This window comes from Halomonas cibimaris (assembly GCF_039537045.1).
Classification (GTDB): domain Bacteria; phylum Pseudomonadota; class Gammaproteobacteria; order Pseudomonadales; family Halomonadaceae; genus Vreelandella; species Vreelandella cibimaris.
This window is the reverse complement of the sequence record NZ_BAAAZT010000030.1, coordinates 65461-85796: the sequence shown is the minus strand read 5'-3', so window position 1 is coordinate 85796 and position 20336 is coordinate 65461. Positions and strand designations below refer to the sequence as shown.

18 protein-coding genes are annotated in these 20336 nt (G+C 65.5%); 3 read left to right on the top strand and 15 right to left on the bottom strand.

Annotated features, from left to right (window positions below):
- The first annotated feature begins 24 nt into the window (after nucleotides 1-24).
- Complete coding sequence (locus ABD654_RS04355) at nucleotides 25-912, top strand: ion transporter (RefSeq protein WP_344702620.1); 888 nt, start codon at nucleotides 25-27, stop codon at nucleotides 910-912.
- 69 nt (nucleotides 913-981) lie between these two features.
- On the opposite strand, the gene ABD654_RS04350 is transcribed toward ABD654_RS04355, so the two are convergent.
- Nucleotides 982-1608 (bottom strand): L-threonylcarbamoyladenylate synthase, encoded by a 627-nt coding sequence (locus tag ABD654_RS04350; protein ID WP_344702617.1) that lies wholly within the window; start codon nucleotides 1606-1608, stop codon nucleotides 982-984.
- Between the two features lie 87 nt (nucleotides 1609-1695).
- Nucleotides 1696-2625 carry a PHP domain-containing protein gene (locus ABD654_RS04345; protein WP_344702615.1) on the bottom strand — a complete coding sequence of 310 codons (930 nt, stop codon included), beginning with the start codon at nucleotides 2623-2625 and terminating at the stop codon, nucleotides 1696-1698.
- A 167-nt stretch (nucleotides 2626-2792) separates the two neighbouring features.
- Between ABD654_RS04345 and ABD654_RS04340 the strand changes: the two genes are divergently transcribed.
- Nucleotides 2793-3092, top strand: a complete 300-nt coding sequence (locus ABD654_RS04340; protein WP_344702613.1) for a YciI family protein — start codon at nucleotides 2793-2795, stop codon at nucleotides 3090-3092.
- 53 nt (nucleotides 3093-3145) lie between these two features.
- The gene (gene mnmC / locus ABD654_RS04335) at nucleotides 3146-5182 is read left to right on the top strand and encodes a bifunctional tRNA (5-methylaminomethyl-2-thiouridine)(34)-methyltransferase MnmC2/FAD-dependent 5-carboxymethylaminomethyl-2-thiouridine(34) oxidoreductase MnmC1 (RefSeq protein WP_344702611.1); all 2037 of its coding nucleotides are present in this window, start codon (nucleotides 3146-3148) and stop codon (nucleotides 5180-5182) included.
- Nucleotides 5183-5195: 13 nt separating this feature from the next.
- Here the strand turns inward: mnmC and ABD654_RS04330 are convergent, their stop codons facing one another.
- The 13 genes from ABD654_RS04330 to ccmA all read right to left on the bottom strand — a co-directional run bounded on the left by ABD654_RS04330 (nucleotide 5196) and on the right by ccmA (nucleotide 20174).
- A complete protein-coding gene (locus ABD654_RS04330; RefSeq protein WP_344702609.1) occupies nucleotides 5196-5471 on the bottom strand; it encodes a YheU family protein in 276 nt (91 codons plus the stop codon).
- 25 nt (nucleotides 5472-5496) lie between these two features.
- Nucleotides 5497-7569 (bottom strand): NAD-dependent DNA ligase LigA, encoded by a 2073-nt coding sequence (gene ligA, locus ABD654_RS04325; RefSeq protein ID WP_344702607.1) that lies wholly within the window; start codon nucleotides 7567-7569, stop codon nucleotides 5497-5499.
- Between the two features lie 101 nt (nucleotides 7570-7670).
- Nucleotides 7671-9140 carry a cell division protein ZipA gene (locus tag ABD654_RS04320; RefSeq protein WP_344702605.1) on the bottom strand — a complete coding sequence of 490 codons (1470 nt, stop codon included), beginning with the start codon at nucleotides 9138-9140 and terminating at the stop codon, nucleotides 7671-7673.
- A 290-nt stretch (nucleotides 9141-9430) separates the two neighbouring features.
- Complete coding sequence (smc, locus tag ABD654_RS04315) at nucleotides 9431-12922, bottom strand: chromosome segregation protein SMC (RefSeq protein WP_344702603.1); 3492 nt, start codon at nucleotides 12920-12922, stop codon at nucleotides 9431-9433.
- An 11-nt stretch (nucleotides 12923-12933) separates the two neighbouring features.
- The gene (gene ccmI / locus ABD654_RS04310; protein WP_344702600.1) at nucleotides 12934-14169 is read right to left on the bottom strand and encodes a c-type cytochrome biogenesis protein CcmI; all 1236 of its coding nucleotides are present in this window, start codon (nucleotides 14167-14169) and stop codon (nucleotides 12934-12936) included.
- The gene (locus ABD654_RS04305) at nucleotides 14166-14636 is read right to left on the bottom strand and encodes a cytochrome c-type biogenesis protein (protein WP_344702598.1); all 471 of its coding nucleotides are present in this window, start codon (nucleotides 14634-14636) and stop codon (nucleotides 14166-14168) included. The genes ccmI and ABD654_RS04305 overlap by 4 nt, the downstream gene beginning before the upstream one ends.
- On the bottom strand, nucleotides 14627-15154 hold the full coding sequence (locus tag ABD654_RS04300) for a DsbE family thiol:disulfide interchange protein (protein ID WP_344702596.1): 528 nt from the start codon (nucleotides 15152-15154) through the stop codon (nucleotides 14627-14629). The genes ABD654_RS04305 and ABD654_RS04300 overlap by 10 nt, the downstream gene beginning before the upstream one ends.
- Nucleotides 15151-17163: a heme lyase CcmF/NrfE family subunit gene (locus ABD654_RS04295; protein WP_344702594.1), complete on the bottom strand. Its 2013-nt coding sequence runs from the start codon at nucleotides 17161-17163 to the stop codon at nucleotides 15151-15153. The genes ABD654_RS04300 and ABD654_RS04295 overlap by 4 nt, the downstream gene beginning before the upstream one ends.
- Before the next feature lie 87 nt (nucleotides 17164-17250).
- Nucleotides 17251-17727, bottom strand: coding sequence for a cytochrome c maturation protein CcmE (ccmE, locus tag ABD654_RS04290; protein ID WP_344702592.1), 477 nt, complete (start codon nucleotides 17725-17727; stop codon nucleotides 17251-17253).
- The gene (gene ccmD, locus ABD654_RS04285; protein WP_344702590.1) at nucleotides 17717-17950 is read right to left on the bottom strand and encodes a heme exporter protein CcmD; all 234 of its coding nucleotides are present in this window, start codon (nucleotides 17948-17950) and stop codon (nucleotides 17717-17719) included. The genes ccmE and ccmD overlap by 11 nt, the downstream gene beginning before the upstream one ends.
- Nucleotides 17951-18691 carry a heme ABC transporter permease gene (locus tag ABD654_RS04280; RefSeq protein WP_344702588.1) on the bottom strand — a complete coding sequence of 247 codons (741 nt, stop codon included), beginning with the start codon at nucleotides 18689-18691 and terminating at the stop codon, nucleotides 17951-17953.
- An 11-nt stretch (nucleotides 18692-18702) separates the two neighbouring features.
- On the bottom strand, nucleotides 18703-19428 hold the full coding sequence (ccmB, locus tag ABD654_RS04275; RefSeq protein ID WP_344702586.1) for a heme exporter protein CcmB: 726 nt from the start codon (nucleotides 19426-19428) through the stop codon (nucleotides 18703-18705).
- A gap of 56 nt (nucleotides 19429-19484) precedes the next feature.
- Entirely contained in the window at nucleotides 19485-20174 is a 690-nt protein-coding gene (gene ccmA, locus ABD654_RS04270) for a cytochrome c biogenesis heme-transporting ATPase CcmA (RefSeq protein WP_425552726.1), read from the bottom strand.
- Between the last annotated feature and the right edge of the window lie 162 nt (nucleotides 20175-20336).

Sequence of the window (20336 nt, the reverse complement as noted above, 5' to 3'; positions counted from 1 at the left end):
GCCAGGCCACTAGAGGAAAGCCCCATGAGCTTGAAACCCGCCGCAGAAGGGCTGCGCACGCACCTTTTCCACATCATTTTTGAGTCCAACACGCCTGCCGCGAAAAGCTTCGACATTGCGCTTATCGTCGCTATTCTGGCCGGCACAGCGGCCATCATGCTGGATAGCGTCCCGGCGTATCACCAGCGTTTCGCCGCGCTGTTTGGCTATGTGGAATGGACGCTGACGGTGGTGTTCACGCTGGAGCTGGCCGCGCGCATCTACTGCCTTGAGCGCCCATCGCTGTATCTCAAAAGCTTCTACGGCCTTGTGGATATCGTCGCAATTCTACCTGCATGGCTGGTGCTGATAATTCCCGGCTCTCAGGGGCTGGTGATTGTGCGCCTTCTGCGGGTGCTGCGAATTTTCCGCATTCTGCGGCTGATGGAGTTTGTCGGCGAGGCGCAGCTGCTGATGGACGCTATACGCCGCAGCATTCGCCAGATCCTTTTGTTTTTTGTCAGCATTTTGATGGTGGTGACGCTGTTTGCCGCGCTGATGTATACCATCGAGCCGGCCGAGGCCGGCTTTTCCAGCATCCCGCGTTCGGTCTACTGGGCGATTGTCAGCATGACCACGGTAGGCTACGGCGATATCGTCCCGGTCACCGCCCTGGGCCAGGCCATTACCGTGCTGCTGATGCTGCTGGGCTATTCGATCATCGCCGTGCCTACCGGCGTGTTTTCCGCCCAGGTCATTCGCTCCATCCGCGCCGACCGTTACTCCGATGAAGCCTGCCCCGGCTGCGGCCACGACCGCCACGAAAAAGGCGCCTATTACTGCCTTTTGTGCGGCACCTGGCTGGACGAATACAGCGAGGACCCGCGCCAGGCGGAAGAAGTCGAGGACGACGCGCCGTCGCCGAAAGGCTGACAAGGCGCGCCGGCGGCGCGAAAACGCCGATGTGTGCGCTTAGTACGCGTGCGCTTAGTACGCGCGCACTTAGTACTCGCGAAACGGCGTCACGTCGCCGCGCCCTTCCCGCACGATGATCGGCGGCAGCTCGCGCAGATCAATCACGCTGGTGGGTTCCAGATGGCAGGCGCCGCCGTCGATGACCAGATCCAGGTGCGCGCCAAAGCGTTCACGTATCTCCTCGGCATCGGTCATCGGCAGATCGTCGTCCACGGGGATCAGCGTCACGCTCATCAGCGGCTGGCCCAGTGCCTCAAGCAGCGCATGGGTAATGTCGTGGTCGGGGACGCGCACGCCGATAGAGCGGCGCTTGGGATGAAGCAAAAGGCGCGGCACTTCGTTGGTTGCCGTCAGGATGTAGGTATAGGGCCCCGGCGTGTGCGCCTTGAGCAGGCGAAACTCGGCGTTGTCCAGCTTGGCGTAGGTGCCGATCTCGGAAAGATCCGAGCATACCAGGGTAAAGTTGTGCTTTTGATCCAGCGAGCGTAGCCACTTGATTTTTTCAATGGCTTTCTTTTCGCCCATCTGGCAGCCCAGGGCATAGCCCGAATCGGTGGGATAGGCGATCACCCCGCCCTGGCGGACAATCTCCACGGCCTGATCTATCAAACGTTTCTGAGGGGTTTCCGGATGGATCTGGAAAAACTGCGTCATCGTCGTCTCTCCTTGCTGTGCTAAAAACTTGTGCTGAGAACTCGTGCTGAAAATCTGGGGCAAAAACAAGCGCTTTGCACCGCCATGCTAAACCAGACGCAGGCGCGGATGCTGCCATATCGGCGGTGCCGCCGTGCGCGGCACAGCGCTCATGCTGCCCGGCGCGGCGTGGCCGCCGGGAAAGTGAAAGTCGCTGCCCATGGAAGCATAAAGCCCAAGCGTTGCCAGCTGGCCGGCCAGATCTCGGGTGGTGTCCGGGTTTTGCTGGCCGCTGACCAGCTCCACCGCCTGGCCGCCGGCCTCGACAAAGCGGTCGATCAGCTGGCCGCGCTTGCGCCGGGTCAACCCGTAGCGCAGCGGGTGTGCCAGCACCGCCACGCCGCCGTCTGCCACCACCCAGCCCACGGCCTCGCCGAGCTCCGGCCACTGGGCCTTGACGTCGCCTTTCTTGCCGCTGCCCAGGTAGCGCTTGAACGCCTCGGGAAAATCCTTCACCAGACCGTCTGCCACCAGCGCTCGGGCAAAATCCGGCCGCCCCAGCGGGCGCTCGCTGCCCGCCTGGGCGCGCGCCTTGGCCAGGGCATCGGTCAAGCCGGCTTTTTCCAGCCGCTGTGCAATAACGCCGGCGCGTTCAATGCGCGCCCGGCGCTGATGCACAAGCCCCTCGGCAAGCGCTCCCCGGGCGCCGTCGGGCATCAGGGCAACCAGGTGAATGCCGATGCCCTGCCAGCGAGTGGAAAGCTCGCAGCCCGGCAGCAGGCCAATGCCCGCCCGGCGCGCCGCCGCCTGCGCCTCGGCCACGCCGTCCATGGTGTCGTGGTCGGTGAGCGCTATGTGGCGAAGGCCGCGTTCAGCGCACAGCGCCACCAGCTGGGTAGGCGACAGCGCCCCGTCAGAGGCGGTGGAGTGCATGTGAAAATCCAGCGGATAGCGGCGATCGGCGTCGAGGCTGTCGGGCAGCGGGTCGGCGACCGTGGCAGAAACTGCGGCAGCCGTGGTAGAAGTTACGATAGGCATAGGCATGACGCCGGGTAGGAAGTTTGTCAGAATTGAGCGCGGCAGACCGCTTGTCAGCAGCCCCGCCCTGGCGGCGCGTGCCGCGCTGCGCCATGCCTTTATAGTGCGGGCCACGGCCACAACGGTCAATGACACCTCGCCCGCCCCTGTCTTCAAGGAGTCCCCCTATGCTTTACGCCATTATCAGCGACGACGTCGAACACAGCCTGGAGCGCCGCCTGACCGCCCGGCCGGATCATCTGGCACGGCTTGAGGCGCTGCGCGACGCAGGCCGGCTGGTGCTGGCAGGCCCTCATCCGGCCGTTGATACCGACAACCCGGGCGAAGCCGGCTTCAGCGGCAGCCTGGTCGTCGCCGAGTTCGAAAGCCTCGACGCCGCCCGGGCCTGGGCCGATGCCGACCCCTACGTGATCGCCGGCGTTTACGCCCGCGTCACGGTCAAGCCGTTCAAAAAAGTACTGCCCTGAGCGGCGAGCAGACGCACGCTTTTTCACCCCCTTCGACCACGGCGGATGCTTTCGTGACCCACGCAAACGGCGAATCGCGCTTTTCTCCCTTGCCCGCGCTCGAAGCGCTGCCGGCCCCGACGCTGGGCTGGGAAAACGGCGCGCCGCACTCTCACGCCTTTGACGACGTGTATTTTTCCCGCCAGGATGGGCGCGCAGAAACCGAGCACGTGTTTATCCACGCCAACCGCCTACCCGAGCGCTTTGCCGCCTGGCGCGAGCCGCGCCCCTTTGTCATCGGCGAAACCGGCTTTGGCACCGGGCTGAACATGCTCTGCGCCTGGGCGTGCTTTGCCCACCACGCCCCGCCCGAGGCCCGGCTGCACCTGGTTTCCACGGAAAAATACCCGCTGAACGGCGAAAGCCTGGCCCGGGCGCTGAGCGCCTGGCCGGATCTCGCCGCTGAAGCCGAGTCGCTCTGCCGTCAGTGGCCGGAAGCGGTGAGCGGCGTCCATCGGCTGCAGCTCGGCGACCGGGTTATTCTCGACCTGCACTTCGGCGACGCCTGCGAACGCCTGGCGCTGCTGGACGGCAGGGTCGATGCCTGGTTTCTTGACGGCTTTGCCCCGGCGCAAAACCCCGAGATGTGGCACCCGGCGCTGTTTGCCGCCATGGCCGCACGCTCGCGCCCGAACGCCACCTTTGCCACCTTTACCTGCGCGGGCGTGGTCAAGCGCGGCCTGGCGGCGGCAGGCTTTCACTGGCAGAAAGTGCCGGGCTTCGGGCGCAAGCGCGAGATGCTCGCCGGCCACATCGACGCCCCGCCCGATGATACCCGGCGCCAGGCTACGCCCTGGTTTACCCCGCCGGCCGCCGGGCCGGCAAAAAGCGCCATCGTCATCGGCGCGGGAATCGCCGGGGCCTGCGTCGCCGAGGCCCTCGCTCGGCGCGGCGTGGCCGTCACCGTGGTAGACAAAAACGCGCCGGCCGCCGGCGGCTCGGGCAACCGTCAGGGCGCGCTGTACGTCAAGCTCGCCGCCGACACCAACCTGCAAAGCCGCTTTTATCTGGCCGGGCTGATGTATAGCCGCCGCTTTATGGAAAACGTCGATCCCGGCGGCACGCTGTGGCAGCCAAGCGGCGTGCTGCAGCTGGCGCTGGGCGAAAAGGAAGCCGCACGCCAGCAACGCTTTGCGATGCATCACCCGCTGCCCGCGGCGCTGGTCGGCCAGCGCAAACAGAGCGATTTACGCGGCGAGGCCGGCCTGGATGTCGCCGGCGAACAGGGGCTTTTGTACCCGCAGGCCGGCTGGGTGCGCCCGGCTGCGCTGTGCAAGCGTCTGCTGGAACATCCCACTATCACGCTCATTCAAGGCGAGGCCGAACGTCTGGAGCGCTTGGAAAACAGCGAAAACGGCTGGCAGGTGATACTCGCCGACGGCCGAACGCTTGCCGCCGATCAGCTGGTCATTGCCAGCGCGCACCGGGCCAATCGCTTTGCCCAAACCCGCGAGCTGGCGCTGCAGCCGGTGCGCGGCCAAATCAGCGAAATTCCGCTGCCTGCAGGCGTAGCGGGCCCCGAACGCGTAGTATGTGCCGGCGGCTACGCCCCGCCGGCGCTGAACGGCGTGCTCACCGTCGGCGCAAGCTTTGTGCCCCGCGACACGGATACCGCACTGCGCGAGGCCGACCACGCCCACAACCTCACCGAGCTGGAAAAGATGCTGCCCGCGCTGTATCGCCGGCTTAAGGCGGCCGGCGCCGAGCTTGACCCCGCGCAAATGCAGGGCCGAGCCGGCGTTCGCGCGGCCAGCCCGGACAAAACCCCCTACGCCGGCCCGGTGCCGGACGCCGCCGCCTGGGCGGCGGACTACGCGGCGCTTAACAAGGACGCTACCCGCACGTTCGACACGCCCGGCCGGCACCACCCGGGGCTTTGGATCAGCGCCGCCCACGGCTCGCGCGGGCTTTCAAGCGCGCCGCTGTGCGCCGAGGTGATCGCCTCGCGCCTGTGCGACGAGCCGTTGCCGGTGGAGGGGCCGCTGGCGGACCACCTGCACCCCGGCCGGCGGCTGATCCGCGCGCTAATACGCGGCGAAGAAAGCGGTTAGCAGCCGTAAAAGGCTAGATATCGCCTTCTTCTTCGTCGTCGGCGATATCCCGGCCAAACGTGCGCCACTGCTCAAGCGTCATCACCTCAGTCATCTCCAGCTCAAGGTCGTGGGCGATCAATAGCTCGCCGCGTTCCAGCTGCTGTTTAACTTCGTTTACCCAGCCGGCCATGCCCGCGCCGGTGGTGTCGGTGGTGTCATAGCCCTGCCGCGTCACAAACGCCTCCAGCAGCGCGGTCAGCGTATCCGCCGGCAGCATCCGCGCCGGCACTTCGATAAAGCGGCTCATGCAGCCCTCCGTGATCGTGATTCGCTCAGCGCGACGTGTCGTTTTCCCACGCTTGTAGCCGGGCGATAAACTCGGCTTCGTCGAGCACCTCAACGCCCAGCGTTTCGGCCTTTTCCAGCTTGCTGCCGGCGGCCTCGCCGGCCACCACGCAGGCGGTCTTTTTTGACACGCTGCCGGCCACCTTGGCCCCCAGCCCCTGCAGGCGGGCCTTGCCTTCGTCCCGGGTCATGCTTTCCAGCGTGCCGGTCAGCACCCAGCTCTGGCCTTTCAGGGGCGTGGGGCCGGCGGTAACTTCCTGCTCGTCCCAGTGCACGCCGGCGGCGCGCAGCGCCTGGATGGTCTCGCGGTTATGCGGCTGGCGGAAAAACGTGTGGACGTGAGCGGCCACGATAGGGCCGACGTCGTCCACGGCCTCAAGCGCTTCCTGATCGGCGTTCTCCAGCGCATTCAGGGTGCCGAAGTGCGCAGCCAGCCCGGCGGCGGTAGCTTCGCCCACCTCGCGGATGCCCAGCGCGTAGATAAAACGCGGCAGGGTGGTGGCCTTGGCCGCTTTTAGCGCGTCCAGCAGGTTCTGCGACGATTTTTCGCCCATACGCGGCAGCGTCTGCAGCTGCTCGGCGGTAAGCGCAAACAGCTCGGCCGGGGTTTGCACCCAGTCGTTGTCCACCAGCTGGGCAATCAGCTTTTCTCCCAGCCCGTCGATGTCCAGCGCCCGGCGGCTGGCAAAGTGCTTGAGCGCTTCCTTGCGCTGGGCCGGGCAGAAAAGCCCGCCGGAGCAGCGCGCCACCGCCTCGCCTGCGGGGCGCTCCACTTCGGCCTCGCACACCGGGCAGCGCTCGGGGAAGACAATCTGCTGCGCATCCGCCGGGCGCTTGTCGACGTCGACCCGCACCACCTGGGGAATCACGTCGCCGGCCCGGCGAATCGCCACGGTGTCGCCGATGCGCACGTCGAGCCGGGCAATTTCGTCGGCGTTGTGCAAGGTGGCGTTGGATACGGTAACGCCGGCCACGGTGACCGGAGAAAGGCGCGCTACCGGGGTAATCGCGCCGGTGCGCCCGACCTGAAACTCCACATCGTCAAGGCGGGTGGTTTCCTCCTGGGCGGGAAACTTGTAGGCCGTGGCCCAGCGCGGCGCCCGGGCCACAAAGCCCAGCTCGCGCTGCTGGCGCAGGTTGTCGACCTTGATCACCACGCCGTCGATGTCAAAGCCCAGCGTATCGCGGCGCTCGCCCAGCGCCTTGCAATAGTCCACCACGGCCTGGGGCCCGGTGAGCCGCTCAAGCTCGCGGCTGGTATGAAAGCCCAGCTCAGCCAGACGCGCCATCCGTTCGCTGTGGCTGGCCTCGCCCGAATCCGGCGTGATGCGCGCGGTTTGATAGGCGTGAAATTCCAGCGGCCGGGTATCGGTAACGCTTGGGTCGAGCTGGCGCAGGCTGCCGGCGGCGGCATTGCGCGGGTTGGCAAACACCTTGCCGCCCTCCTCACGCGCCTTGGCGTTGAGCCGCTCAAAACCCGCGTGGCGCATGATGACCTCGCCGCGCACTTCCAGCAGCGCCGGCACGCTATCGCCGCGCAGCGCCAGCGGCACCGAACGCAGCGTGCGCAAATTGGCCGTAATGTCTTCGCCGGTGCGCCCGTCGCCGCGGGTGGCCCCGCGCACCAGCTCGCCGCGCTCGTACACAAGCGAAACCGCCGCGCCGTCGAGTTTGGGCTCGGCGGTAAAGGTTACCTCGTCGGGCTCGCACTCCAGCCGCTCGGCCACGCGCTGGGCAAAGGCGAAGACTTCGTCGCGGTCAAAGGCGTTGGCAAGCGAGAGCATGGGCACGGCGTGCTCAATCTCGGCGAAGCCATCCGCCGGCGGCGCCCCTACCCGCTGGGTGGGCGAGTCCGGCGTCACCAGCGCGGGATATTCGGCTTCAAGCGTTTGCAGGCGGCGCAGCGTGCGGTCGTAGTCGGCGTCGGTCAGCGTCGGCTCATCGAGCACGTAATAGCGATAGTTGGCGTCGTCAAGCGCGGCACGCAGGGCTCGGGCCTGGTCATCCACGGCGGCGGGCAACGGCTGAGCAGACGGCGATGAGAAATCAGACTGGCGCATGGCGGCAAACTCTCGGGCGGATAAGCGAAGACAAGCGCCCCATGATAAAACACAACACCCGCCTGGCGGCGGGTGCGTAGCCGGGGCCTTGCGCGGCGGGCCTACTGCGCCTGCAGCTGGCGGTGCAGCCGATGTCGGCGCTCAAACTCGTGCACCCGCTGGCGGGCAAACTCGATGGTTTGTGCGGTCATCACGCTGCGATTTTCGTCTTTGAGCTCGCCGCCCATATGGCGCACCACGACCATGGCCGTCTCCACCATGGCCTCAAAGGCGGTCGTGCTGTCCTTGGCACCGGGCAGCGGCATGAGAAAAGTGATGCCGGGGCAGGTAAACGGCTCGCCGTCTTCCACGGGAAACGATCCCGGCTTCACCACGTTGACCATGGAAAACTGCAGCTCGCTGTCTTCGCTTTCGGTCTCGAAGCGGTGAAAAACGCCAAGACCGCGGCTATAGCGCAGCCCGCAGGCCATCAGCAGCTTCAGCAGGCGTACGCCGTCAAACCCTTCGGGCTCTCGGGACATCACGCTGATAACGACCACTTCGTCAGCGGCACTGAGCGTCTTGCGGGCATAGCCGCCGGGTATATCGTTGCGCAGGGCTTTTTCCAGCACCGGGTCCATCGGCGGATCGTCCGCAGGACGGGGGTCGATCGGGGCGTTGTCGGCGTGCGCGGCGTCGGCCTGGCGCGCCGGCTCCGCGGGCCGGGCGTGTTCGGCCTGGGCGTCGTGGCCGGCCTGGCGCTTGTGCGCCTCGCGCTCGGCCTGCTCTTTGGCTCGCACCTCGGCCCGGTGCGCCTTGTCCTGCCGGCGACGCTTTTTGGTTTCCTGCTTGGCGCGGCGACGCTCGACAAAGCGCTGTTTGACCGAACGGCTCATGCCTTCGATGTCCACCAGCCGATATGCTTCGTCGTCGTCATGCTCTCTATGGTCGTCATACTCTCGATGGTCGTCATATTCTCCATGGTCGCCATACTCTCCATGGTCGTTATGATCGCGGTCGTCATGATCGCCGACGGTATCGCGGCGCAGCTGACGACGCGACGCCGGGCGATGGCTGACCTGATGCGCTCGGGCGTCGTCCGCCTCAGCGCGTAGCGCCATGTCGGCTACGTTCTGCTGTGTACCATCCTGCGAGGCTTCATGCGCCGGCGCGGTTTCTTCCCGGGCCGAGTGCTGCGGCGCTGCCTCGGGCGGGCCTTCGGCGGCAGGCACGCGCAGCCCAGGCTCACTGTGCGGGCGGGCTTCACGGCGCGACGCAGAGGAAGACGAGTGGCGAAACCCAGCGAGCACGCGCGAAGGCCCGGGATGCTCGGGCTCTTGGCGCTCCAGCGGCGGTTTTTCGCTCAGACCGGTGTAATCCGCCGGCTTGGTCACGCGGGCACCGCCGTTGGGCAGCTCCCAGTCGACCTCGGCATCGCGCGAGGCTTGTTCGGCATCACGGCCGGCCGCACTGCTTTCGGCCTGATCCAGACGCGGAACGCGGCGCTGGCGTTGAAGCCGGCGAATGCCGTCAATGACGATGAGCGAAACCAGCGCCAGCCCCAAAATGATGAGCCACTCTCTTAGTTCCATGTTGCACTTTCCATGGGTCGTTTTCCGGTTTTCTAGCCGGCTGCTTTTATCGGCTATATAAGCCGATGGCAAAGCGTCGTTGTAATAATTGCCGTATGTAGCTACAGCACCTGACGTATCGTTGCGGCCGTTCTACCTGAAGCATAGCTTGATTGCCATAAGCAGCGCCAGTTCTTGCGATTTTTCACCTTTGCGTGCTTTTTTTCGCGGCTTTTAGCCCCGTTGTTCGCCGCTATCTTACAGGATGAGCCGACGCTATCCGACCTGGGGCCCCGGCTTTTGCGCCAAGGTCAGGCACTGGCAAGCGCTGCGGCCTCTTCGACGCCTACCGCGACCAGACGCGAGACGCCGGGCTCTTGCATTGTGACGCCCATGAGCCGCTCCGAGGCCTCCATGGCAATCTTGTTGTGGGTGATATAGATAAACTGCACGGTCTCTGACATTTCCTTGACCAGCTTGGCATAGCGGCCCACGTTGGCATCGTCCAGCGGCGCGTCTACCTCATCGAGCATACAAAACGGTGCAGGATTGAGCTGGAAAATGGCAAACACCAGCGACAGTGCGGTCAGCGCCTTTTCCCCGCCGGAAAGCAGATGGATGGTGGTGTTTTTCTTACCCGGCGGGCGCGCCATGATCGCAACGCCGGTGGCCAGCAGGTCGTCGTCGGTGAGCGTAAGCCAGGCCGTGCCGCCGCCGAACACCCGGGGAAACAGCGCCTGCAGCCCGGCGTTTACCTCGTCGAAGGTGGCCTTGAAGCGCACGCGGGTTTCCTGATCGATCCGCCGAATCGCTCGCTCCAGCGTCACAAGCGCCTCGGTCAACTCGTCGTGCTGGGCTTCAATATAGTCGCGCCGCTCGGCCTGCTGGTCGTATTCCTCGATGGCGGCCAGGTTGATCGCGCCCAGCCGGCGAATCTTGTCCGCGGTGGCCTCAAGCGTGGCCTGCCAGCGGGCCTCGTCGGCATCAGCAGGCAGGGTCTTTTCCAGCGCCTCGGCGCTGAGTTCAAGCTCGGCCAGCTGCGCCTCCTGGGCGGCGGCCTTGAGCGAAAGCGCCTGGGCGTCCATGCGCCGCTGCTGAAGCTGCTCGCGGTTTTGCTCCAGGCAGCGCTCGTGGTTCTGCCGGGCCTGCTCGTCGTGGCGCAGCGCTTCAACCAGCGTCTGGGCCTGATCTTTGATGTCGGTCAGCCGGCGCTCCTGCTGTTCGCGCTGGTGCAAAAGCCCTTCGAGCTCCTCGGCGGCCAGCTCGTCAGGCTCAAAAAGCGCTTCAAGGCTTTCTTCCAGCTCGGCGATACGCAGCGCCAGGCGCTCTTCGCCTTCGTCGCTGCGCGCGCGCTGGGCGTTCAGGCTGTCGCGCTCAACCGTCAGCCGCTCGCGCTCGATCGCCCGCTCCTGCTGACGGACCTTCAGTGGGGTCTGCTGCTGTTCAAGGCGTTGGCGCTGCTCGCGCTGCTGCTGGCTTTCGGCGCGGGCGTTTTCACGGCGTTCGCTGGCCTGCTCCAGGCGTGCCATGGCCTCGCTCCAGCGTTCGCGCTGCTCTTCAAGCGCAAGCGTCAGTTCGGCGTCGTCTTCGTCGAGCCGGGAAAGCTCTTCGTCAAGCTCGGCGGCACGGCTTTGCAAGTGTTCGATGCGCTGGGCGTGGCTGCGTTCGGCCAGGGCTGCCTGCTGCAAAACGGCGGCGTGCTCGCGCTCCCGGCGGGCATGGTCTTCCCCGGCGGCTTCCAGCGCTTTGAGGCGTTCGCGGCCGTCGTCGAGCGCGCACTGCGCCTGCTCCAGCGCCGCCGCTTGCTTTTCCTGCTGCGCGGCAAGCTCGGCGTAGCGCCGCCGGGTCACCAGCAGGGCATCCACGCCCTCGCCTGCGGCCTGCTGGCGCACAAACCCCGGCGCCTGCCACACGCCGTCCGGGCTGAGCACGCTTTCTACGCGGTCTAGCGTGGGCGCCAGCGCGCCGGCCTGGGCGGCACGCTCCACACAGTAAATACGCCCCAGCCAGTGGCCCAGCGCGCCCGCGCCGCGCACCTTTTCGGCCAGGGTTCCCGGCGCCGCCGGGGCGTCGGCGTTATCCAGCAGGCACCAGTCAGCGGCCAGCGCCTCGGGCAGCGCGGCCAGCGCCCGGGGGGCAACCATGCGTGCGCTGAGCCAGGGCGACAGCAGCCAGGAAACGGCGGCCTCCCAGCCCGGGGCCACCTCGATCACTTCGCCAAGCCGTGGGGCATCGGCCAGGCCGCGCTGTTCCAGGGCCGCTTCCAGCGCCGGGTCGTGGTCGGCAAGGGCGGCGTCCATCAGCGTTTTCAAGGAGGTCTGCTCGCCTTCCATGCGGCTGAGCGCGGCGCGGGCCTCGTCTCGGCGCCGACCCTGTGCGCTTTGTTCTTCCCGGGTGCGGGCCAGGGCTTCCCGGTCGTGTTCGCGCTGCGCAGCCAGGCGCTTCGCTTCGCGTTCGGCGTCTTCCAGCGTGGCCTGAAGCTCGGCGTGGCGGGCCTCAAGCTCGGCCAGGTCGTCCATGTCGCTGCGCTGGCCGCGGCGGCGGTCGCGCTCGGCGCGCAGGCGCTGGATGCGCTGCTCCAGATCGCGCAGCTGATCCTGACCGCGCTCGGCGTCACGGCTGGCCTCGCGCCAGCTTTCGTCGGCGGCGTTTCGGGCCTGCTCTGCCGCTTCCAGCGCCGGGGCGGCATCGCTCAGCTCGGCGTCGAGCTGCGCCAGCTGTTCTTCCAGCGCCTCCATATCCGGCAAGAGCGTTTCCAAACGCTCGTCGATGGCGGCCAGGCGCTCGCCGTCGCTTTCGCTGATCCGGCGCTGTTCGTCGCGCTCCCGGCGGGCCGCGTCGATGTCGGCGGCCAGCTGCGCCCGGCGGCTTTTACGGTGGCTCTGGTCCTGCTCGATGCGGGCAATGCGGGTGGTGGTGGCGTAAAACGCCTGCTGGTGGCGGTCGAGCACCTCACTTAGCTCATCGTGGTGCTCGCGCGTCTGCTCAAGGCGGGTTTCGCACTGGCGCACGCCGAAGAGGTCTTTCTCCACGGCGGTTTCCAGCTCGCGCACCCGGCTTTCCTGATGGCTCTGCTCGGCGCGCAGGGCCCGGCCACGCAGCAGCGCCAGTTCGCCTTTCAGGCGGTGCTCCTGCTGTTTGAGGGTCTGGTAGCGCTTGGCCGCCTCGGCCTGGCGCTTCAAGCGTTCGAGCTGTTTATCCAGCTCTTCGCGGATGTCGTCGAGGCGGTCGAGGTTTTCCTGGGTGCGGCGCATGCGGTTTTCGGTTTCCCGCCGGCGCTCTTTGTATTTGGCAATCCCTGCCGCTTCTTCAAGGGTCGCACGCAGATCGTCGGGACGCGCCTCGATCAGCCGAGAAATCATGCCCTGGCCGATGATGGCGTAGGAGCGCGGGCCAAGCCCGGTGCCCATGAACAGATCGGCAATGTCGCGGCGGCGGCATTTCTGGCCGTTGAAGAAGTAGGCCGACTGGCCGTCCCGGCTGACCTGGCGCTTGACTGCGATTTCAGCGTACTGGGCGTACATGCCGCCCATGGCGCCGTCGCGGTTGTCGAACTTGAGCTCGATGGAGGCCTGGCTTACGGGCTTGCGCCCGGTGGAGCCGTTGAAGATCACATCGGCCATGGATTCGCCGCGCAGGGTCTTGGCCGAGGATTCGCCCATGACCCAGCGCACCGCGTCGATGATGTTCGACTTGCCGCAGCCGTTGGGGCCGACAATGGCGGTCATGTTGCCGTCGAAGGGGACGCTGACCGGGTCTACAAAAGATTTAAACCCGGCCAGATGAATGGCCGTTAAACGCATGCCGGCAGGGCTTACTCGAAGACGCGGTTGACACGGACGTCAACGGCGTCGCTGCCTTCAAGCGCGCCTACGGCCACCTTGTCAACATCGCCAAACAGATCCCCCGGCTGCGGGGTGGCCTGGCCCGAGGGCGAGACGCGCACCACAAGCCGTACGCGATCGGTATCGGCCATGGAGGCCTGCGGCGACATGGCGTCGCGCTCACTTAGCGTCACCGTTTCAGGCAGCGCGGCCACGGTGGTGCGCTTGACCGCCAGCGGCGGCTTCTCACCTTCCAGGTCCCGGGCGGTAACAAACACGGTGGCATCGCCGGGGACTCGATCACGCAGCGCCTCGTCCAGGGCGACGCGTACTTTCACGCCCTGCCCCGGCTCGACGGCGTCCGGTTCGATGCCCAGGCGCTGCTGGGCGACCTTGATGCCCTGTTTAAGCGACTGCACGGTCTCCGGGTTTTGCAGGTTGGCAGCGGCCCGGCGCCAGCGGTCGATGGCCGCTTTGTAGTTACCGTTGTCGAAGGCGTGAACCCCCATCACGCTGAGCATGGTGGGCTCGCGCGGGTCTTTTTGGCGAATCTCGTCGACCAGCGCCTCCAGTTCGGCGGTGAGCTTGCGATCCGCCATGAAAAAGCGAATCTGCGCCAGCTGGGCCAGAAGCGACGGGTGCCGGCCTTCCAGCTCAATCAGGTTTTCCAGCGCGTTGGCGGCTTTTTGCGGCTGGCCGGTCTGGCGGTACAGCGGAAACAGCTCGCCCCAGACGCTGGGATTATCCGGCTGGCGCTGGGCCTGGGCTTCCATGCGTTCCAGATACATGGCAAGCGAGCCCTCGGGGTCGCTTTGCACCTCCTGCTGCACGGCGTACAGCGCCAGATCGCCTTCGGCGCCCTGGCGCTGATACCAGACCACGCTTGCCAGCACCACGGCCAGCATAAGGGCCGGCACGGCAAGACGCCCTGCTCGGGCTGCCTTCAGCGGGCGGTGCGACAGGCGCCGGGTGTCATCCAGCAGATTGCGCTCCAGCTCCAGGCGATCTTCGTCGTATTGCGTCTGGCTGACGTCGCCCCGCTCGCGGGCGGCCTCAAGAGAGGCCAGCCGGCGGTTAAAGATCGCCACGTTCTGCTCGGTGGCGGTATCGTTGGCGTCGTTATCAACCAGGGTATCGTGCAAACGGCGGGACTGGCGCAGCGGCAGCGCCAAAAAGCCGAGCGCCAGCAAAAGCAGTACGGCAAACCCAATCCACAGCAGCGTCATGAAGACCTCTTGCGCTTAGTCAGTTCATCCAGGCGGGCCTGCTCGTCTGCGCTCAGCGACGCCGCCGAGGCGTTGCGCCGGGTGCGGACAATCAGCGCCACCAGCAGCGCCCCGGCGAGCAGCAGCGCGACGGGGATGCCCCACAGCAGGTAGGTACGGTTTTCCAGCCGCGGATTGTACAAAATGTACTCGCCGAAGCGGTCAACCATGTGATTGACGATCTCGGTATCCGATTTGCCGTCCTGCAGCAGCGCGTATACGCGGTCGCGCATGTCGCCGGAAATGGGCGCGTCGGAATCGCCGATCGCCTGATTTTCACACAGCGGGCAGCGCATGGAGCCGGTGAGGTCGCGGTAGCGCTCCTGCATCACCGGATCGTCAAAGTCGCGCACTTCGATACCCACGGCCACCGCAGCGGCGGGCAGCGTCAGCAGCAAAGCAAACAGCAGCCAGCGAATCAGCGCCATTTTTTCACCTCCGGCACGATCACCTCGCGCACGTCTTCCGGGGCGATGTAGCCCGTGTGGTGGTAGCGGATTACCCCGTCGGCGTCGACCAGAAAGGTTTCCGGCGCGCCGTAGACGCCCAGATCAAAGCCCAGGTCCCCGTCGGGGTCGAAAATATTCAGCTCGAAGGGATTGCCGTACTCGGCAAGAAACTGCCTGCCCTTCTCGCGCGTATCTCGGTAGTCCACGCCCACCATGCGGATGCCGCGCTCGGCCAGGTCCAGCAGCTGGGGCATTTCCTGCTTGCACGCCGGGCACCACTCTCCCCAGACGTTCACCAGCGTGACTTCGCCTTTGAGCAGGCTTTCATCCACGGTGCGATTCGGATCTTCCAGGGTGGAGGCGCTGAACGCCGGGAAGTCCCGCTCAATCAGCGCGGAATCGCGGTACGACGGGTCCATGCCCAGCCGATAGTAGAAAAACGCCGCCAGCCCCAAAAAGGCGATAAGCGGCAAAAACAGCAGCAGTCGGCGCTTCATGCGGTGGCCTCCCGAGACGCGGTGGCAGGGGCAGCGCCGGCGCGCTCGGCGTGGCGATCCCGCGCCGGCACGCGGCGGTAGCGTTTGTCGATGACGGCGATTACGCCGCCGGCGGCCATGAGCAGCCCACCCAGCCACAGCCAGCGCACCAGCGGTTTGTACTGCAGGCGCACAGCCCAGCTGCCGTCACCCAGGTCTTCGCCCAGGGCAACGTAGAGATCGCGGGTAAAGCCGGCGCGCAGGGCCACCTGGGTCATGGGCATGCCGGTCGCCAGATACAGGCGTTTTTCCGGCCGCATCATGAAGTGGGTGCCGTTTTCACGCTCGACGCGCAGGGTCGCGGTATCGGCCAGATAGTTGGGCCCGCGGCGTTCGCGCAGGTTCTGCAGAGTAAAGGTGTAGCCGGCCATTTCGACCGAGTCGCCGGGCGCCATGCGCACGTTGCGCTCGATGTTGTCGTTGGACACCACGGCCACGCCGACCATGGTCACAGCAATGCCCAGATGCCCCAGCACCATGCCCCAGTGGGCCAGCGAAATTTTCTTGAAGCCGCGGCCAACGCTGCTGGAAGCGCGCACCCGGGCGACAATATCGCGCACCATGGGCAGCACAATCCACAGCGCCAGCATCATGCCCAGCATGACCTTGGCGTTCCACTCGGGCCCGTAGAACAGCGGAATCGTCGCCCCCAGCACCAGCGCGGCGACGCCGGAAAGCCACACCCGGGAGAGCAGCTCGCGACCCGGCATCTGCTTCCAGCGCGCGACGGGGCCAAGGCCCATGAACAGGCTCATGATCGCCGTCAGCGGCACAAACAGCGAATTGAAGTACGGCGGGCCCACGCTGATTTTGCCAAGCCCCAGGGCGTCAAGAATCAGCGGATACAGCGTGCCCAGCAGGATGGTCACGGTCATGATGACCAGCAGGATGTTGTTGACCAGCAGCAGCGAATCCCGGGACAGCCAGGTAAAGCCCACCTTATGGCTGACGCGCGGAGCGCGCAGGGCAAACACCAAAAGCGACAGCGTCACCGTAATGGCCAGCAGCACCAGGATAAACAAGCCCCGCGAGGGGTCGTTGGCGAAGGCGTGCACCGAGGTCAATACGCCAGAGCGCACCAGGAAGGTGCCCATCAGCGAAAGCGAGAAGGTGGCAATGGCCAAAAGCACCGTCCAGCTTTTGAACGAGCCGCGCTTTTCGGTCACCGCAAGCGAGTGGATCAGCGCGGTGCCGGCAAGCCAGGGCAGAAGCGATGCGTTTTCTACCGGGTCCCAGAACCACCAGCCGCCCCAGCCGAGCTCGTAGTAGGCCCACCAGCTGCCCAGCGCAATGCCCACGGTGAGAAACGCCCAGGCGGCGTTGGTCCAGGGGCGCGCCCAGCGGGTCCAGGCGGCGTCCAGCCGGCCGCCCAAAAGCGCGGCAATGGCAAAGGCAAACACCACCGAAAAGCCGACGTAGCCCATATAGAGCATCGGCGGGTGCACGACAAGGCCGAAGTCCTGGAGCAGCGGGTTAAGATCGGTGCCGTCTTCGGGCATGTTGGGCAGAAGACGTGCAAAAGGGTTGGAGGTCACCAGCACGAACAGCAAAAAGCCGGCGCCGATCAGCCCCAGAATGCCGGTCACTCGGGCCACCATGTCGCGCGGCAGCCTGCGCGACCACAGCGAGGCCAAAAGGCCCCAGGCCGACAGCATCAAACTCCACAGCAGTACCGAGCCTTCGTGGTTGCCCCACACCGCGCTGAGCTTGTAGTACCACGGCAGCAGCGAGTTGGAGTTGTTGGCCACGGTGGCCACGCTGAAGTCGTCGGCCATATAGCTGGCCGTCAGGCAGGCGTAGGCAATCGCCAGAAAAACAAACTGCCCGGCGGCCATTGGACGGTCAAAGGCCATCCACAGCGGCCGCCGGGTCGCCGCGCCGGCCAGCGGCACCACGGCCTGAATGATGGCCATCAACAGCGCAATAATCAGCGCAAAGTGGCCAATTTCGGGAATCATCTTGGTCAACATGGGGACTCCGATAAAGCGGCTGCAGCTGCGGGCACGGCTGCGAGTCGAAGGGCAAGCACAGCGGCGAAAGCGTTGGTCACTCCCATGCTATTCACCCGCGGCCGAATCGGCGGCCTTTTCGGCAAAATCCGACGGCTGATAGCCGGCGTCTTCCAGCGCGTCGGCTACCTCCGGCGGCATGTAGTTTTCATCGTGGCGGGCCAGCACCTGATCGGCGCGAAGGCGCCCGCCCTTTTGCAGCTCACCGACCACGACCACGCCCTGCCCTTCGCGAAACAGATCCGGCAGGATGCCGCTGTAGTACACGTCCAGATCGTCGACGTAGTCGGTCACGGTGAACTCAACGTTCAGGCTTTCCGGATCGCGCGCCACGCTGCCTTCCTTGACCATGCCGCCGGCGCGAATCTGGCGTTCGAACGGTGCTTTGCCCTGGGCGATTTCCACCGGGCTGAAAAACAGGTTGATATTGCTGCGCAGCGCATACAGCGTCAGCCCCACGGCCACCGCGGTCAGGCTAACCAGGCCGACAATGACATAAAGTTTCTGCTTGCGTTTAGGTGTCATGATGACCTCCCCCGGCAGCTGCGTTTCCCGCCACTGCTGCGTTGTCCTGATGCGTCTGCTCGCGCCGGTCGCGGCGCTTCAGGCCCTTGATGAGCTGGCGACGCTCAAGGCGTGCATGCCACACCGACGCCAGCAGAAGAAACAGCGTAACGCCCCAGGCCGACCACACATAAGGCGCATGGCCGCCCATGGCGATAAAGTCCGCAAACGATGTAAACGCCATCTAGCGTGCCTCCCGGAACATGTCTTTTACCCAGCGCTTGCGAAACTCCCGGCGCAGAATTTCGCTGCGCGTGCGCATCAGCGTCAAGGCGATAAAAAAGCTGTAAAACCCTACCACCATCACCAGCAGGGGCAGCCACATATCCACAGGCATTGCCGGCTTGGAGGTGACGCTGAAGGTGGCCGGCTGATGCAGGGTATACCACCAGTCCACCGAATATTTGATGACCGGGATGTTGATAACGCCGACCATGGCCAGCACCGAGGCGGCCCGGGCGCCGCCGTCACGGCTGGAAAACGCGCCGCGCAGGGCAATCACGCCAAGGTACAAAAACAGCAAAATCAGCATGGATGTCAGCCGGGCATCCCACATCCACCAGGTCCCCCAGGTAGGCACGCCCCACACCGCACCGGAAAAAAGCGCCACAAACGTCATGGCAGCCCCGAAAGGCGCCATCACCTTGGCCGCCATATCGGCAATCTTGATCTTCCAGACCATAAACACCAGCCCGGCGGCGGCCATGCTGATAAACACCGACTGGGCCAAAAACGCCGCCGGCACGTGGATATAGATAATGCGAAAACTGTTGCCCTGCTGATAGTCCGCCGGCGCAAAGGCCAGCCCCCATACGGTGCCGGCCATGATCAGCACCCCGGCTACGGCCCAGAACCAGGGCTGCAGTTTGGCGCTGATGGCGTAAAACCATTTAGGCGACCCGAGCTTGTGAATAAACGCCCACATAGTGGTTTTCCTCAACCGTTAAGACTGATGCGCAGCGCAGCGGCAATCGCCCAGGGCGAAAGCGCCAGCGACGCCGCCAGCAGCGCACCCAGTATAGCCAGATGGGCACCGGCACCATCGCCCATGATCGCGGCCTGTACGGCCCCGGCGCCAAAGATGAGCACGGGAATATAAAGCGGCAGTACCAGAAGCGAAAGCAGCACGCCGCCCCGGGAAAGCCCCACCGTCAGCGCCGCGCCAATGGCGCCAATCACGCTCAGGCTGGCACTGCCCAACGCCAGCGACAGCGCCAGCACGCCGTAGCTTCCCGCCGGCAGCGAAAGCATGATGCCCAAAAGCGGCGCCATCAGCGCAAGCGGCAGCCCGGTCAACAGCCAGTGCACCGCCACCTTGGCCAGCGCCAGCGCGGCCAGCGGCTGCGGGGCAAGCAGCAGCTGTTCCAGACTGCCGTCGTCAAAATCGCCGCGAAACAGGCTATCCAGCGACAGCAGCGCGGCAAGGAGCGATGCCACCCACAAAAGGCCCGGTGCGATGCGCTGCAAAAGATCCGGATCCGGCGAGATACCGATGGGAAACAGCGTAATCACCAGAGCAAAGAACACCAGCGGGTTGATCACCTCGCCGCGGCTGCGCAGCATCAGCACCAGATCGCGCTTGAGCGTCGCCCCAAGCGCAACCCCCACGCTGCCCCCGGCAGGCTGCCAGGCGTTTGCCGCCGTTTCTGTTTCGTTTGCCATGGCCTTGTCCATTGCTTGGCGCCTCGTTGCTTGCCGCGTTTTATACCGCACGGCCTTTATTGGCCCAGCGGCAGCCGCCGTAGCCGGGGGGATGCTGCCAGCTCGTGGTGGGTGGTCACAATCACACAGCCCCCGGCCCGGGCATGCTCGTCAAGTGCGGCCTCCAGCGCCGCCACGCCGTCGCGGTCAATGGCGGTAAACGGCTCATCGAGCACCCACAGCGCGCGCGGCGTCAGCGTCAGCCGTGCCAGCGCCACCCGGCGCTGCTGGCCGGCAGAAAGCTGCCCGGCGGGCACGTCCTCAAAGCCTTTCAGTCCCACGCGCGCCAGCGCCTCAAGGCGGTCTTCCTCGCCGCCACGCTCGCCGCCCAAAGCCTGGTACCAGGCCAGGTTTTCCAGCGCTGAAAGCCCTGCCTTGACCCCCGGCGAATGCCCCAGATACAGCAGGTTGGCCAGAAAGGCATCGCGCATCTCGCGCAAGGGGCGACCGTTCCAGAAAAGCGTTCCTTCATGGTCACTCAGCTGGCCGGCGAGAATCTTCAGCAGCGTCGTTTTGCCACAGCCGTTGGGCCCTTCCACCCGTACGATTTCACCGCTTTTGATATCCACGTCAAGATCGGTAAACAGCCAGCGATCGTCGCGTTCGCAGGCAAGCTTGCGGGCTTGAAGGCACAGGCTCAAGGGGACTCTCCAGGCAGATATTGGCGGACCGGACTTTACACGTAAAGCCCCGGGCTCGCCAGCCATAATGCGACGCACGGCCACACCGCTGGCGCCACCGCACGCTGAGCTGTGTAATGTAAAACCCGTGCACAGCGCGTACGCCGTTTGTGCGGCCACGGGCCCGGTGCAATTGCCAGCCGTTCACCGGCGATGTCATCATTCTGCGTTGCGTTCAACACAACGCCC